The organism is Latilactobacillus fuchuensis, from assembly GCF_900258455.1.
GTDB lineage: Bacteria > Bacillota > Bacilli > Lactobacillales > Lactobacillaceae > Latilactobacillus > Latilactobacillus fuchuensis.
Window position 1 is genome coordinate 1491127 of the sequence record NZ_LT984417.1, and the last position, 14327, is coordinate 1505453.

Annotated in this window: 16 protein-coding genes and 1 other RNA gene; 6 read left to right on the forward strand and 11 right to left on the reverse strand. The window is 42.6% G+C overall.

Features of this window, described 5'->3' with window-relative positions:
• Positions 1–61 precede the first annotated feature (61 nt).
• The gene (lexA, locus tag LFUMFP_RS07045; protein ID WP_025083499.1) at positions 62–676 is read left to right on the forward strand and encodes a transcriptional repressor LexA; all 615 of its coding nucleotides are present in this window, start codon (positions 62–64) and stop codon (positions 674–676) included.
• 447 nt (positions 677–1123) lie between these two features.
• Here lexA and LFUMFP_RS07050 read toward each other — a convergent pair whose 3' ends face one another.
• Positions 1124–1642, reverse strand: coding sequence for an adenine phosphoribosyltransferase (locus tag LFUMFP_RS07050; RefSeq protein WP_056950691.1), 519 nt, complete (start codon positions 1640–1642; stop codon positions 1124–1126).
• A gap of 38 nt (positions 1643–1680) precedes the next feature.
• On the reverse strand, positions 1681–3993 hold the full coding sequence (recJ, locus tag LFUMFP_RS07055; RefSeq protein WP_199190571.1) for a single-stranded-DNA-specific exonuclease RecJ: 2313 nt from the start codon (positions 3991–3993) through the stop codon (positions 1681–1683).
• A 137-nt stretch (positions 3994–4130) separates the two neighbouring features.
• On the opposite strand from recJ, the gene galE reads away from it, so the two are divergent.
• The 4 genes from galE to LFUMFP_RS07075 all read left to right on the forward strand — a co-directional run bounded on the left by galE (position 4131) and on the right by LFUMFP_RS07075 (position 6529).
• Entirely contained in the window at positions 4131–5123 is a 993-nt protein-coding gene (galE, locus tag LFUMFP_RS07060; protein WP_106483331.1) for a UDP-glucose 4-epimerase GalE, read from the forward strand.
• A 92-nt stretch (positions 5124–5215) separates the two neighbouring features.
• Entirely contained in the window at positions 5216–5584 is a 369-nt protein-coding gene (locus LFUMFP_RS07065) for a DUF1304 domain-containing protein (RefSeq protein ID WP_025083500.1), read from the forward strand.
• 176 nt (positions 5585–5760) lie between these two features.
• A complete protein-coding gene (locus LFUMFP_RS07070) occupies positions 5761–6120 on the forward strand; it encodes a YxeA family protein (protein WP_025083501.1) in 360 nt (119 codons plus the stop codon).
• An 82-nt stretch (positions 6121–6202) separates the two neighbouring features.
• Complete coding sequence (locus LFUMFP_RS07075; protein ID WP_025083502.1) at positions 6203–6529, forward strand: heavy metal-binding domain-containing protein; 327 nt, start codon at positions 6203–6205, stop codon at positions 6527–6529.
• A 191-nt stretch (positions 6530–6720) separates the two neighbouring features.
• Here the strand turns inward: LFUMFP_RS07075 and LFUMFP_RS07080 are convergent, their stop codons facing one another.
• Both LFUMFP_RS07080 and lepA read right to left on the reverse strand, forming a co-directional pair.
• On the reverse strand, positions 6721–7158 hold the full coding sequence (locus LFUMFP_RS07080; RefSeq protein WP_025083503.1) for a universal stress protein: 438 nt from the start codon (positions 7156–7158) through the stop codon (positions 6721–6723).
• 158 nt (positions 7159–7316) lie between these two features.
• Positions 7317–9155 (reverse strand): translation elongation factor 4, encoded by a 1839-nt coding sequence (lepA, locus tag LFUMFP_RS07085; RefSeq protein WP_056950685.1) that lies wholly within the window; start codon positions 9153–9155, stop codon positions 7317–7319.
• Between the two features lie 392 nt (positions 9156–9547).
• On the opposite strand from lepA, the gene LFUMFP_RS07090 reads away from it, so the two are divergent.
• A complete protein-coding gene (locus LFUMFP_RS07090) occupies positions 9548–9835 on the forward strand; it encodes a hypothetical protein (RefSeq protein ID WP_025083504.1) in 288 nt (95 codons plus the stop codon).
• Between the two features lie 205 nt (positions 9836–10040).
• Here LFUMFP_RS07090 and ssrA read toward each other — a convergent pair.
• The 7 genes from ssrA to LFUMFP_RS07130 form a co-directional block, all read right to left on the reverse strand.
• Positions 10041–10408: a transfer-messenger RNA gene (ssrA, locus tag LFUMFP_RS07100) on the reverse strand.
• A gap of 48 nt (positions 10409–10456) precedes the next feature.
• Positions 10457–10915 (reverse strand): hypothetical protein, encoded by a 459-nt coding sequence (locus LFUMFP_RS07105; protein WP_025083505.1) that lies wholly within the window; start codon positions 10913–10915, stop codon positions 10457–10459.
• Between the two features lie 46 nt (positions 10916–10961).
• Positions 10962–12155 (reverse strand): acetate/propionate family kinase, encoded by a 1194-nt coding sequence (locus LFUMFP_RS07110; protein ID WP_025083506.1) that lies wholly within the window; start codon positions 12153–12155, stop codon positions 10962–10964.
• A gap of 22 nt (positions 12156–12177) precedes the next feature.
• On the reverse strand, positions 12178–13188 hold the full coding sequence (locus LFUMFP_RS07115) for a class I SAM-dependent methyltransferase (protein ID WP_025083507.1): 1011 nt from the start codon (positions 13186–13188) through the stop codon (positions 12178–12180).
• Positions 13189–13312: 124 nt separating this feature from the next.
• Positions 13313–13624 carry a hypothetical protein gene (locus tag LFUMFP_RS07120; protein ID WP_025083508.1) on the reverse strand — a complete coding sequence of 104 codons (312 nt, stop codon included), beginning with the start codon at positions 13622–13624 and terminating at the stop codon, positions 13313–13315.
• The gene (locus tag LFUMFP_RS07125) at positions 13614–14087 is read right to left on the reverse strand and encodes a ComGF family competence protein (RefSeq protein WP_233210633.1); all 474 of its coding nucleotides are present in this window, start codon (positions 14085–14087) and stop codon (positions 13614–13616) included. The genes LFUMFP_RS07120 and LFUMFP_RS07125 overlap by 11 nt, the downstream gene beginning before the upstream one ends.
• On the reverse strand, positions 14053–14319 hold the full coding sequence (locus tag LFUMFP_RS07130; RefSeq protein WP_106483333.1) for a hypothetical protein: 267 nt from the start codon (positions 14317–14319) through the stop codon (positions 14053–14055). The genes LFUMFP_RS07125 and LFUMFP_RS07130 overlap by 35 nt, the downstream gene beginning before the upstream one ends.
• Between the last annotated feature and the right edge of the window lie 8 nt (positions 14320–14327).

Below are 14327 nucleotides of genomic sequence, written 5' to 3' on the forward strand. Positions count from 1 at the left end.
TGTTTGAAATAGCGCTATAGATATGCTACCATATCATTAACAGAATGAATGAGGTGCTTTTATGACTAGAACTGAATCCAAACAATTAGAAGTGTTGCGTTTCATCCATGATCGGGTTCAAGACAAAGGTTATCCGCCAACGGTCCGCGAAATTTGCGAAGCCGTTAATCTCTCTTCCACGTCCACCGTTCATGGTCACTTAGCACGTTTAGAGAAGAAAGGCTTACTTCAAAAAGATCCAACGAAACCCCGCGCCATTGAATTAACCGCTGCGGGTTTAAGTGCAATTGGCGCCACGCCTAAAAAGATTCCCGTTTTAGGCGTCGTCACTGCCGGTGTGCCCATTTTAGCCGTTGAAGAAGCCACCGACTATTTCCCCATCCCCCCAAGTTTGCAAACCGAACAAGATTTGTTCATGTTAACGATTCGGGGCGAAAGTATGATTAACGCCGGTATTTTAGACGGTGATGAAGTCATCATTCGTAAACAGGCCAACGCCGATAACGGTGACATCGTGATTGCGATGACCGCCGAAGACGAAGCGACCTGCAAACGCTTCTTCAAAGAAGCCGATCATTACCGGCTCCAACCCGAAAACGACACGTTTGAACCGATTATTTTAAACGAAGTTAGTATTTTAGGTAAAGTCGTCGGACTCTATAGAGATCGAATTTAACTGAATCTTAAAAGGCCCTCCCATCCGATATGTGGATGAGAGGGCCTTTTTACTGTGATTTGACGGCACTTCTTTGATAACGTGCTCTCTCAATTAGCCTTTTCCGGTTAACTACAAACTGGGTATCATGAGTAAAAAGCACTCATAATACCCAGTTTTAGATTAATCCTCAAAGTCTGACCAAATTGAGTCGCACTTCTTAGTAACGTGCTTTTGAGTTGCAACAACTTCCGCTTAACAGAATAATACCAATTATCTTAAAAACCAAAGATAATCGGTATTATTCTGTTAGTGCTCAGTTGCTGACCGCAACTCACAGCACTTCTTGGTAACGTGCTTCTAAGCCAACTTCTTCCGTCTAGCTACAAAGCGGGCGTCATGACTAACCCCGTCACAACGTCCGCTTTTAGGCTATACTCAGAAGTTAACCGGCTTAGTCAGCACTTCTTAATAATCCATTAGTTTGAAAATATCGTAATCTTTAATCTTTTCACGGCCGTTTAAGTCGTTTAGTTCGATTAAGAAGGCTGTGCCGACGACGATGCCGCCTAGTTCTTCGACCATCTTAATCGTTGCGGCGATTGTGCCGCCGGTTGCTAATAAATCATCGGTGACTAAAACTCTTTGACCCGGTTTGACCGCATCTTTGTGCATGTATAGCGTTGATTGACCGTATTCTAAACCATAACTTGCTGAAACAGTTGGTCGTGGTAATTTACCTTTTTTACGAGCAGGTGCAAAACCGACCCCTAATTTGTAAGCCACTGGACAACCGACAATGAATCCACGGGCTTCTGGGCCCACAATCATTTCAACGCCACGATCTTTAGCGTATGCCACGATTTCGTCAGTTGCTGCCGCATAGGCTTCCCCGTCTGACATCAATGGTGAGATGTCTCGGAAAGTGACGCCGACTTCTGGAAAGTCAGGGACACTTGCGACATAGTCTTTAAAGTTAATTGACATTTATAATTCGCTCCTTAAATCTAATAGCGATCGGCTAATCACGAAATTGTTTTTAACCAGTTCTTCAGCTCAGAAAAAGTTGAGTAAACGAGCTGTTTCTCCATTTCAATTTTAGCTAATCGTTGTTGGTAACTTGGTGCACTTTCGAGTGCATGCTTTTCTGGCTGTGGTTCGGCCGAAATCAGACCACGTTCTATTCTAACAAATCCGAGGTCAAAAAACACCTCTAACATGAAAATCATTAATGGTAATTGCATTTTTAAATAAGTTGCTAGTTCGCCTAACCGGGCTTTCTCGATACCTGGGTGTTGCCGTAAGTAAACTAAGAACGTTGCAAATTGTTGTTTATTCGAAATACCATCTAAATAGGCCGAATGTTTCGCGTAACAGATAAAAGCTAACTGAGTGGCCGATTGTTGTTGATAGAAAGTCGTAAATTCGGTTAAATCGGTTGGTTCATCAACGACTGTGATGTTAGTTGCCGTTGCAACTTCTGCATCGGTCGCTAATATTGCTTGACTGCCAGCAGGCAAATACGTTTGTAATTGCGCCAATAGTTTAGGGTTAAAAAAGACATACGCCCCTGTGTTCTTAAACAATTGTTGGGTCAGATGATTACTGCGTTGATCCAACAAAATTTGACCACTGGTTTTCAAATCTTTCAACATCATCTGTAAAGTGGTTTGATTCCGCCAAGTATTTTCACTCAACGTCCCGACTATTTCAATGGCTTCAACCGCTTGTAGTGCCGGCAGTAACGCCCCACGGTTAAACGCCAAGATTGGTAGTTTTTGTTGTTGTTCGACGGCGGTAAATTTCAGATGTTTTTGATCCGCCCCAATTTGTTTTAGATCAGCTAATTGAGGGATTTCCAATTCAATCAACGGTTCTGGATTATCCGTCCCAAACGGCGCCAATTGTTGTAACGTCTGATATAAATCAGAGGTAATTTCCGCTAAACTGAGCGCTAAATCAATCGCTAATGGTTGTTTAGCAGTTAAATCAAGGTGTTGTTCAGTCGCATAAGCATCCATTGCCGTCTGAATCGCTTCAATCTGGTCCACAGCAACCGTTAAGCCGACTGCCATATGATGACCCCCAAAATGGGTTAATAGGTCTCGATTGGCGTCTAACGCCTTAAATAGATGGTACGCTTCGACGCTACGTCCAGAACCTTTAGCCAACCCAGTTGCTTCATCAATGTTTAACACTAAAGTCGGTTTGCCCGTTTGTTCAACGACGTGGCTTGCCACGATTCCCAAGACGCCTTCGTGCCAACCCGTATGGGCCAATACTAGCGTTTGATGGGCTTGATTTTCCGGTGTTTCAGCCATCGCCATAGCAGCCGTCGTAATTTCTTGAACTAAACCTTGGCGTTCTTTATTTTGACTTTCGACAAACTTAGCCTGTTCGACCGCTTGTTCTTCATCAAAAGTCGTTAATAAATTAACCCCTAGAGTCGCATCACCGAGCCGGCCAATCGCATTTAACCGCGGACCGATGCCGAAACCAATCGAAGTGGCATCAATCGTGGCTTGTTCGACGCCAGCAGCTTGACACAATGCCACCAATCCTGGGCGACTCGTATTTTGTAATTGTTGTAACCCTAAGCTGACCAGCGCCCGATTTTCATCAGTTAGTGAGACTAGATCACAAATCGTCCCAATCGCAACTAAGTCTAAGCTCTCATACGGAATCTCATCCAATAAGGCCGTCGCGACTTTAAACGCAACTCCGACACCACATAAATCGCCAAACGGATAGTCACTTCCTGGATAACGGGGATGCACAATCGCCGTCGCCTTCGGTAGTTCGGCTGGCAATTCATGATGATCAGTGACTACAACGTCAACACCGTGTTCTTGCGCATAAGCAATCGGTTCTAGACCACTGACCCCGTTATCAACGGTCACAATCAGTTGCGTGCCATCAGCAATAATCCGTTGATACGCCGCTAAATTCGGCCCATAGCCGTCGGTAAACCGATTAGGCACGTAAACGTTGACGTCGGCGCCTAATATTTCTAACGTCTCGCGCATCAAAGTTGTACTGGTAATCCCATCAGCATCGTAATCACCGTAAACCGTTATTTTTTCGCCAGCTTCAACGGCGGATTGAATCCGTTCAACCGCTTTTTGCATATCGTTTAATAGGAATGGATCGTGTAATTGTTGACTGTTAGGTTGCATAAAATTGGTCACCGCATCATCATCGCGTAAGCCCCGCTGCCATAATAATTCAGCGATTGCTGGGGGCATTGCATCAAATGCCGTGACTGTTTTTAATTCTGCTTCAGTTGGTTTTGTTTTTAATTGCCATTTATATTGGGCTTCCACATTAATCCCTCGCATTTTCAAATCATTAACTGTTCTATTATAGCAAAGTTCTTAATTTTAAGTTGCAAATCATTTCGCTAGTTTTGGTTTATTCGTCGAAATGCTATACTAATTAAGAATCAATAAGCCATTCTCTAGGAGGATATTATTTAATGTCAATTTTAGTTTTAGGTGGGGCCGGTTATATCGGTTCACACACCGTCGACCAATTAGTTAACCAAGGCTTCGATGTGGCCGTTGTCGATAGCTTAATCACTGGCCATCGCGCTGCGGTCAACACCCAAGCCCGTTTCTACGAAGGCGATATTCGCGATAAAGATTTTATGCGGACCGTCTTCGACCAAGAAGACGTCGAAGGCGTGATTCATTTCGCGGCCTTCTCAATCGTCCCAGAATCCATGAAAGCACCACTTAAATATTTCGACAACAATACTTATGGCATGACCGCTCTGCTCGAAGTCATGACGGAATTCGATGTTAAGAAGATTGTCTTCTCATCAACGGCGGCCACTTATGGCGAACCCAGATCAATTCCAATCAAGGAAACTGATCCACAAATCCCCACCAATCCTTACGGCGAAAGCAAGTTGATGATGGAAACGATGATGCGTTGGGCCGACAAAGCTTACGGCATCAAGTTCGTCGCGCTCCGTTACTTCAACGTCGCCGGCGCTAAAGCGGACGGTTCAATTGGTGAAGATCACCATCCTGAAACCCATTTATTACCCATCGTCTTACAAGTCGCTGCTGGCGATCGCGCCGAACTCTCAATCTTCGGCGACGATTACGAGACACCAGATGGCACCAACGTCCGCGATTACGTTCACGTATTGGATTTGGCCGATGCGCACATTCTCGCCTTCAAATATTTGGCAGCCGGTAACGGTAGTAACGCCTTCAACTTAGGCTCATCAACTGGTTTTTCAAACATGGAAATCGTGAAAGCCGCCCGTAAAGTAACTGGCAAAGCGATTCCAACTCAGATCGCACCCCGCCGCGCTGGCGATCCTAGCACCTTGATTGCCGCTAGCGACAAAGCCCGTGGTACATTAGGTTGGCAACCAAAATATGACAATATTGAAGCGATTATCGAAACTGCTTGGAACTGGCATTTAAGCCATCCAGCAGGTTATGCAGATCGTTAAACACTCACTAAGCCCTGGCTAAGCAAACGTTAGCCAAGGCTTTTTTTGACAATTCTGGTATACTGAAAAAGTTATTTCAAGGAGGAGCATCCATGCATTTATTAATTGTTATTTTAACCTGTCTAATCGCCATCGAACATCTTGGCATTATGGGCATCGAAATGTTTGCCAGTGACCAAACTAAAGCTAATGCTTTTGACATGCCACTTAATTTTGTCGGCTTGCCCAACGCTAAAGTCGCTTTGGGGAATCAAGGTATCTATAACGGCATGTTAGGCGTCACCATTCTTATGGCAAACCTGCTATTCAGCGGTCAAACACTAATGACCGTCTTATCGCTATTGATGTTATACATTGTGATTGTCGCATTATATGGGACTTTCACCGCCACTAAGAAAATTTTCTTCCTACAATGCTTACCTGCACTAATCACGTTACTATTGATTCTATTTTTTAAATAAACCATCCTTAGCAGTCACAATCACTTGATCGTTGATCAGTATTTTGACTGTTTTTATTTTGCATTCTAAATTGGTTTAACGACCTAACAAATTTGTTAGCTGACTGTTAGCCAAATAAATGGTGCACAAACTAATTTTCCGGCATAATAAACTTATCAACTTAGGAGGTGCCTTCAATGGCCAAGAAAATATTAATCATCGCACTCGCAATTCTAATCCTATTGGGTTTAGGAGGCATCTATCAATACCGCTACAGTCCTCACTATTATTATGTAAAGGTGACAACTAACGGACAACGTGAAGACGGCCAGGGAGATGATGGCACCAAATTCGTCAGTTATCGCTACCAATTGCAAGGGGCTGATCAAGATGGTCAGACGAAGCAATTAAACTTCACTAGCGTCAAAGAAGACAATACGCCACTCAAACGCAATGCTTATCTCAAAATCAGCTACACCCGTGCCAAAGCAGAAAATGGTTACGAAGCTGTTCCTCAAAAAGATGTCCCTCAAAAGGCTTTAAAAGTCATCGATTGATAGCAATTTAATTGACCACCTTTAGCATATCTGCTACGCTATCATTAGCAAGTAAATTAACGATTCCGAAGGAGTGTTTAATATGACAGAGCAAATCTTAATCACAACTACCGAAAAGATCCCTGGTAAAAACTACGAAGTTTTGGGCGAAGTCTTCGGTTTAACGACCCAATCTAAAAACGTCTTTAAAAATATCGGTGCTTCATTAAAAAACGTCGTTGGTGGCGAAATCGGTGCTTATACCGAAATGATGACTGAATCACGCGACGTTGCGATTAGCCGCCTCCGTAAAAATGCAGCTGAAATGGGTGCTGACGCGGTTGTCATGATGCGTTTCGATTCCGGTTCAATCGGCACAGATATGCAATCAGTTGCGGCGTATGGCACTGCTGTTCGTTATACAGACTAATTGTAAATAGCAAAAAAGTAGCTACCATATTAGTCTCAGTAATCCCATAGTCAAACGAATATTTACTTTAACGCGCGCCATAACTCATCAATTTCCGTTCAAATTTAAAATGCGGTCTATCCTTAGTTCTGGATAGACCGCATTTTTAACTTGATACTCAATTGATAACCGAGTTCTGTCACAGCTGACTTTTATCGCACCAATAAAACATCAATCTTGGCGTGCGTGCTCGCGTATTGTGCCACTGAGCCTAGGACAAAACGATCAATGGCACCTTGTCCACTGGTCCCTAAAATGATTAAATCAGTGTTTCGTGCTTCGGGAATCGTCTTCGTTAATTCTTGACGTGGTGTTGAAAATTTCAGAATTGAGTTAACATTCCGTACGCCTTGTTGCTGCGCGTATTCGACTTTTTCAGCCAATTTGGCTTGAATAATTGTTTTTTCATGTGCGATTAAATTAGCTGATAAACCAACTGCTGAAACTGCAAAATCACCATCAGGAATAATTTGAGCAATATCAAGCGTTGCCTGGTTGCCCTTCGCCACTGCGATTGCGCGTTCGAATGCGCGATCTGCCGCTTTAGAACCGTCGATTCCCACTAAAATATGTTGATAATTCATAATCATGGTAAACCCTCCTTTTGGTACTTTAAATATACCATGTAAAGCGCTTCAATCGGGGCTTTTTTAAGAAAAAAATAGCCGATTTGCCGACCTACTCAAAATCGCGTAGGCAAATGGTCGGCAAAACGACTACTTTGTGATTATTTTATTTTTAAGAATCCTTATTTACCGGTCTTATCTTCATCATTCATCTTCAAAATGGACATGAAGGCTTCCTGCGGCACTTCCACAGAACCCACGGATTTCATCCGTTTCTTACCGGCTTTTTGTTTCTCAAGTAATTTACGTTTCCGCGAAATATCGCCACCATAACATTTAGCCAACACGTTTTTCCGGAAAGCTTTAACGGTTGATCGTGCGATGACTTTATTGCCAATGGCTGCTTGAATCGGTACTTCAAATTGTTGACGCGGAATCGTTTCTTTCAACTTACCAACAATCGCCTTGCCGCGTTCAAAAGCAAAATCACGATGAACGATGAAACTCAACGCATCAACCGATTCACCATTCAATAAAATATCCATTTTGACCAATTCACTCGCGCGATAACCAGTCACATCATAATCGAATGATGCGTAACCTTTAGTATTCGATTTCAAATCATCGAAGAAATCAAAGATAATTTCGGACAACGGCATATTATAAATCACGTTGACCCGATAAGTATCTAAATAATCCATCGTGACAAATTCGCCCCGTTTACGTTGCGCTAATTCCATGACCGACCCAACATATTCATTCGGCACCATGATTGACGCTTTAACGTACGGTTCTTTAAGCTCACTAATGTTAGAAGGTTCTGGCATTTCTGATGGATTATCAACAACCACTTCGGTGCCATCGGTTAAATTAACGTGATAATCAACGGACGGCGCCGTCATAATCAAGTCTAAATTAAATTCACGTTCCAATCGTTCTTGAACGACATCCATGTGCAAAAGGCCTAAGAAACCACAACGGAAACCAAACCCTAACGCTTGGGATGATTCCGGTTCAAATTCTAAAGCCGCATCATTCAGTTGGAGCTTTTCTAAGGCTTCACGTAAATCGTTAAATTTCGCGTTATCGACGGGATACATCCCTGAATACACCATCGGTTGAATATGGCGATAACCTTTCAACGCCTCTTCAGCAGGATTATCCGCTGAAGTCACGGTATCACCAACCCGCGTATCTTGAATCGTTTTAATGCTAGCGGTAATATAACCAACATCGCCGACCATCAAAAAATCACGTTTAACGGCTTTCGGTGACATCACACCGACTTCAGTCACTTCAAATTCTTTTTCGCTATTCATTAAACGAATCCGATCACCCGGTTTAACCGTGCCTTCAAAGACGCGGACGTTTAAAACGACCCCGCGGTAACTATCGTAAACTGAATCAAAGATTAAGGCTTTTAAGGGCGCCTTTAAATCACCAGTTGGGGCCGGCACGTCCGCCACGATTTTTTCTAGAATTTCTGCAATCCCAATCCCGCTTTTAGCACTGGCTAAAACGGCTTCGGAAGCATCTAACCCAATCATTTCTTCAATTTCAGCTTTAACGACCTCTGGTTGCGCAGATGGCAAATCAATTTTATTGATAACTGGCACAATTTCTAAATCATCATCGATGGCTAAATAAACGTTGGCTAACGTTTGAGCTTCGACCCCTTGCGCCGCGTCAACGACTAAGAGTGCCCCTTCACAGGCCGCTAAACTCCGCGAAACTTCATAGGAGAAATCGACGTGCCCGGGTGTATCGATAAGATGGAAAATATAAGTTTCGCCGTCTTTCGCATGATAATGCAATTCGACCGCATTTAATTTAATTGTAATCCCCCGTTCGCGTTCAAGTTCCATATCATCTAAGATTTGGGCTTGCATATCGCGCTTGGCAATTGTATCCGTCATTTCTAAGATTCGATCAGCCAATGTTGATTTACCGTGATCAATATGGGCGATAATCGAAAAATTACGAATGTGTTTTTGCCGATCTACCATTTCTGCGTAATCCATTATTGTACCTACTTCCTCTAACTGTCCTTTAAATTATACCAAGCCTGTTCTTTAAAAGCGAATTGATTTGCTAAAATTAAAAACGCATCATCCAAAATTTGCTAGATGATACGTTGAGCCTTCATTAGGCCTTAGTCTTTGATTGAGCTTGTTTGGTGACCCGTTTAAAGTCACTTGCGACTTTCTTAACGGTACTTTCAATTTCAGTCGTTAAACTATCCAGTCGTTCTTCATTCGCCATGCCGAACGCCCCCTTTTTAACAACTCCATTCTAGGCTTCACTGATACCGCTGTCAAAAAGAACAACTTGATGAGGCTTTAAACGCTCCCGATTGAACAACCACTGCTATAATAAAGTTAGTTCAATCATTACTCTATAGGAGGTCGCTACTATGTCATTCAAATTAATATTTGCCAACAATCAAACCCTCGTCGTTCAAGCCACCGATACGATTCACGCTTGGAAGAACGATACCAGTTATCTTAACGTCGGTGAGGACCAAGCTTTTTATCTGGAGGAAATTTTTAAGGGTACCTCTGAATCAATTACAACCGAAACCCACACCAATCCGCTTGCGAGTCTCGCCGGACTGTTAGCGGATGCTGATTGGCTGACTTTAGACGACCAACCCACAACCTATTATCAAACAAGCAATATTGTGTCACTCACCACTGAATAACGTTATCCAAACTAATCCCATTATTTTTCGGATTAGTTTTTTTATGCAATTTTTCACCTTAAAATCACCTGAATCAAATGTGTGTTTTTTGTGTGACACCCGCTTATTCACTTCCTTTTCAAGCCACAAAAAAATGACCCCAAACGTCGTTACGGTGACGTTTGAAGCCATTAAACAGATTTTAAAATGTTTTAAAAACAACCTTTTATGGAGGCGGCGGGGGTTGAACCCGCGTCCATGCGCATTGCCACGCCAGCTTCTACACTCATAGCCAAATCATTTGGGATTTCGCTGAATCAAAACGCCATTCGACAGGGCTAGTATGATCCAGCTAGCTTGCAAATCTCTTTTAAACACCTCAAGCGGCAATGTTTAACGTAACCTAATTAATTTGAGACCCGTATCTAACCCTTAGGTAAAGTCAGGCGGATCACGCTATGCTGGTGTTTAGGCAGCTACAGCGTAAGAATTGTTATTGTTTGCAGTTATAATTAACTGTAACGTTTTTACGTAGACGTAACCTACGAAGTGCGACTCACGCTCACCTACACATGTCGAATCCGTAACGCCCCCGATATATGCATAGCATATTTTAGCATAAATCCCGCTTAGATGAAAGACCTAGCCCTTATTAATCACTAAGCGCTTCTTAGGGATTCGCGCTTGTAAAAAGGCGACCAGCGTTTTTTGCGCCACGTTAAATTTCAATTTAGCGATTTGCATCTCACCTGCGAAAAACTTTAATTCAACCACGGATTCAACTGGTGTTAATTCAATTTTTGAAATTGCGGCAAATTGCCGAATCGTATTGACGTTAGCGACGACACTATTCTTCGTTAACCCTTTTGGCCAGAATGCTAGGACTAATAAAATCAAAGCAGACCCTAGACCGGTCACCTTATCACTTAAATCACCAATCACGACTACCGTTACCCCACATAGGATAAGCGCTGCAACCGTCATCATTGCTTGCCATAACCGATTACTTTTAGCGCGATAGACCATTTGGAATTGCGCAAAAATCCAGACGATTAATAATCCAATTGCTAATAAACCATAAAATATTGCAAATTTACTCATTGTTGCCTCCATCAAAAAAAGGTAGCAGTTTGCTACCTTTCATATTTTAAAGATTGCCTAATGTGACCACATCTCTGGCAATCATGACTTCTTCGTTCGTTGGCACTAACAATACTTTGACTTTGGAATCATCCGTACTGATAATCCGTTCTTGCGCCATCACATTGTTGCGTTCTGGATCAACTTGAACACCGAAATAACCTAAACGATCACCAATCCGTTGACGCATCAAGATATCGCCTTCGCCCATCCCAGCGGTAATGACTAGGACGTCTAAGCCACCCATGATGGCCACGTATGAACCCACGTATTTAATTAAACGGTTAACAAAAATATCAATCGCTAATTGTGATTCAGGGCGTTCTTCACGCGTTTGTTCGAGATCACGCATATCGGGTGATAAACCAGAAATACCGTAGATGCCTGATTTTTTATTTAAAATATCAATCATTTCGGCAGGGTCCTTGATGTTTAATTTTGCCATCAAGAAAGCCACTAATGACGCATCAATATCACCTGAACGGGTACTCATCGTCAACCCAGCCAGTGGTGTGAAGCCCATCGACGTATCTAACGATTTACCATCTTTGATAGCAGTCATTGAAACGCCACTACCTAAATGCATCGTAATCATCTTCAAGTCTTTCAATGGTTTGCCGACCATTTCAGCTGCGCGTTGTGACACGTAACGATGACTTGTCCCATGTGCACCGTACTTACGGGCACCATACTTGCGATAGTATTCTAGTGGCAAGCTGTATAGGTAATTTTCTTCTGGCATCGTTGTATGGAACGAGGTATCGAAAACAGCGACTTGCGGTACATTCGGCAATATCTTCCGGAAGGCGCGAATCACGCGGGCTTCTGAAGGATTGTGTAATGGCGCATATTCAGATAATTCTTCAATCCGTTTGAGTGAGTCTTCGTTGATGACTGCTGACGTTTTGAAATCTTCGCCACCAGCAACCACTCGATGACCAATCCCACTAATTTCAGCATAGTCTGCGATGATTTTAAATTCAATTAACTTTTGTAACAATAATTCAACAGCCAAATCTTGGGTTTCGATATCTTGAGTCATTGAGAATTTTTGACCATCCCCGTATTTAACCGTAAAAACAGAATCGGTTAACCCTAAACGATCAACCATCCCTTTAGCGACGACTGTTTCTTCTGGCATAATAAATAATTGCCATTTTAGTGTTGAGCTACCTGCGTTAATTGCTAATACTTTTGACATCTAATCACCTTTTCTATATGAGTTATACTAAATTTTCTTGATGCCATGTCCGAATTTTCTGTAGATAATCGGCAAAAGCCTTTTGATCATTTGAATTTGGAAACTCACCTAAAAGAATCTGTTTCGCTTGTTGGGCGCCAGCACCCTTTTTTTGTAAAATTAAGATGGCCTTTTGACCTTCTTTAGTTTTAAACAAGTTAGCTGGTAGACTCAATAACCCTTGCAGATAAACGTGTTTCGTCACCCATTTCACCAATTGCTTGGCCTCATCGGTTTCTAAAATCACGTTTGGCACTAAGAAGAACCCAAAACCACCGTCTTGGACATAATGCATCGTCTGTTCGATCAACAAATGATGGGCATATGAATGACCGGTTTGCGCACGGGTTTCAAAGTCTTGAGCGCGCTCATCGATTGGATAAAAGCCAATTGGTAGATCAGCGACCGCTAGTCCAACGGGTTCAATCATCAAAGGTTCAATCGCGTCTTGATGAAATAACGTCGTATCCAACTGTTGCAATTCACTGCTAATCCCAGCAATCTCCAACAAACTGTCGTCGTTATCAACGGCAAACCCACGCATCGCTTGCTTGGTGATACTTTGCAAATGATTCATGACCGTCGTTAATAAATTCCCCGTTCCAGCAACCGGATCCAAGATTGTCTTAAAGGCGGTCCCGCCACTGAAAACTTCAGCTAGATAAGCGACTAGATAGCCAATCGCATCAGGTGTCATCTGCTTGTTGGGTTCAACCTTGACTTGGCGTAACCCTTTTAGTGTGACCAATTGGATTGCTTGACGAATCAATTCCGCATCATATTGCTTAAGGTTGATTTCGGCGTACAACGCGTTCAACTGACTGACCGTCTGTTGATCAGGTAAGCCGTCAACCACTTTGACCCGACCGCCATCGGCAATGTTGGCGATGGATTCAGTCAGTGCATCCAAATAAGTTGTTTCCAAATTCTGTTCAATTAATGTTGTTGTCTGATCCAATTGATCAAACAAACTTTCTACAGCACTCTTAGGCAAAATAGCCACCTCTATTCATTAGATTCCTGTTATATTTTAGCGGTAATCCAACGGCAAAGCAAGTAATACAGATGGTTATATTAAGTAGTATAGTCGATAGTAAGCGCTTTATCAAATAGTATTTTTATTTCGACTCTGTTCCACCCCTCAATCGAAACTGTTTTTGGTAACCACTGTCTAATTGCACGGTGATTTGACGCGTTTTCCAATTAATTTTAGTGGTCCCAAGCGTCGTTTTTAAGCCTTTAATGTGCCGTTTTTTTGCTGCTGATTGGGTTAAATTGGCCAAACTCTGCGCTTGATAATAGCGCGTTAACCGCGTATAGGTCAACGCTTGTTGTTGATAACTACGCGTGACAATCAATAACAAGCCCGCCGTCACACTCAACAACAGCACCGCATTCAATAGGGCCATCCCGGAACGTTTATTGCGCATGGGATTGTTCCATGTAGCATCGATGTTGATAAACCGTCCCATCTTTAAAAGTGCCTTGCAGACTTAACATCGGTTCGTGATAGCTGAATTGAATGCGTCTTAAGTTACCAATCAACGGCATATACCCCTCATCCTGACTGACAACGACGAGTTCCTGTTTAACCTGTTTCAAATGATAAATATTATCTGGTTCCTGCTTTTTAAAAATGATTTTATTTTGACCTTCATCCGTTTTATGCTTCATAAAATACGCCTCTTCCAAAAATCGATCGAGTTGCACCATCCCAATTTGCCAACTAATATTCTGCTGATTTGCATTCGCTAACGTTGTCATCTGACCCAATAAGCGAACGCTCACTAATAATAATTGGGTGCATAGGATTAATACCACCAACGAAATCACCATTTCAATTAAGGTAAACGCTGGTCTAGTCACCCGTCCAATGAATTTCAATTGTCTCACCCGTCTTTACTTGTTGAATCCGAATCCAATCGGTGCCTTTGCGACACCGATATGGTTGTGAATGATATTGCCATTCAGTCGTCAATTGATCCTGCGCGGCCAGCTGAGTCGTCGCCATTTTAAGCACCGCGTGGATGTCCGCTTGATTGCGCCGTTGTTGTAACGTTTGTTGATATTGTTGTAAACAAGCCGTCAATACCAAACTATTAATCAATAAAAGCGTTAAAGCCACGACGTGTT

Bases quoted from the DNA above. Each gene is read 5' to 3' on its own strand.
- lexA (WP_025083499.1), top strand. From the start codon at position 62: ATGACTAGAACTGAATCCAAACAATTAGAAGTGTTGCGTTTCATCCAT.
- LFUMFP_RS07050 (WP_056950691.1), bottom strand. From the start codon at position 1,642: ATGTCAATTAACTTTAAAGACTATGTCGCAAGTGTCCCTGACTTTCCA.
- recJ (WP_199190571.1), bottom strand. From the start codon at position 3,993: ATGCGAGGGATTAATGTGGAAGCCCAATATAAATGGCAATTAAAAACA.
- galE (WP_106483331.1), top strand. From the start codon at position 4,131: ATGTCAATTTTAGTTTTAGGTGGGGCCGGTTATATCGGTTCACACACC.
- LFUMFP_RS07065 (WP_025083500.1), top strand. From the start codon at position 5,216: ATGCATTTATTAATTGTTATTTTAACCTGTCTAATCGCCATCGAACAT.
- LFUMFP_RS07070 (WP_025083501.1), top strand. From the start codon at position 5,761: ATGGCCAAGAAAATATTAATCATCGCACTCGCAATTCTAATCCTATTG.
- LFUMFP_RS07075 (WP_025083502.1), top strand. From the start codon at position 6,203: ATGACAGAGCAAATCTTAATCACAACTACCGAAAAGATCCCTGGTAAA.
- LFUMFP_RS07080 (WP_025083503.1), bottom strand. From the start codon at position 7,158: ATGATTATGAATTATCAACATATTTTAGTGGGAATCGACGGTTCTAAA.
- lepA (WP_056950685.1), bottom strand. From the start codon at position 9,155: ATGGATTACGCAGAAATGGTAGATCGGCAAAAACACATTCGTAATTTT.
- LFUMFP_RS07090 (WP_025083504.1), top strand. From the start codon at position 9,548: ATGTCATTCAAATTAATATTTGCCAACAATCAAACCCTCGTCGTTCAA.
- LFUMFP_RS07105 (WP_025083505.1), bottom strand. From the start codon at position 10,915: ATGAGTAAATTTGCAATATTTTATGGTTTATTAGCAATTGGATTATTA.
- LFUMFP_RS07110 (WP_025083506.1), bottom strand. From the start codon at position 12,155: ATGTCAAAAGTATTAGCAATTAACGCAGGTAGCTCAACACTAAAATGG.
- LFUMFP_RS07120 (WP_025083508.1), bottom strand. From the start codon at position 13,624: ATGCGCAATAAACGTTCCGGGATGGCCCTATTGAATGCGGTGCTGTTG.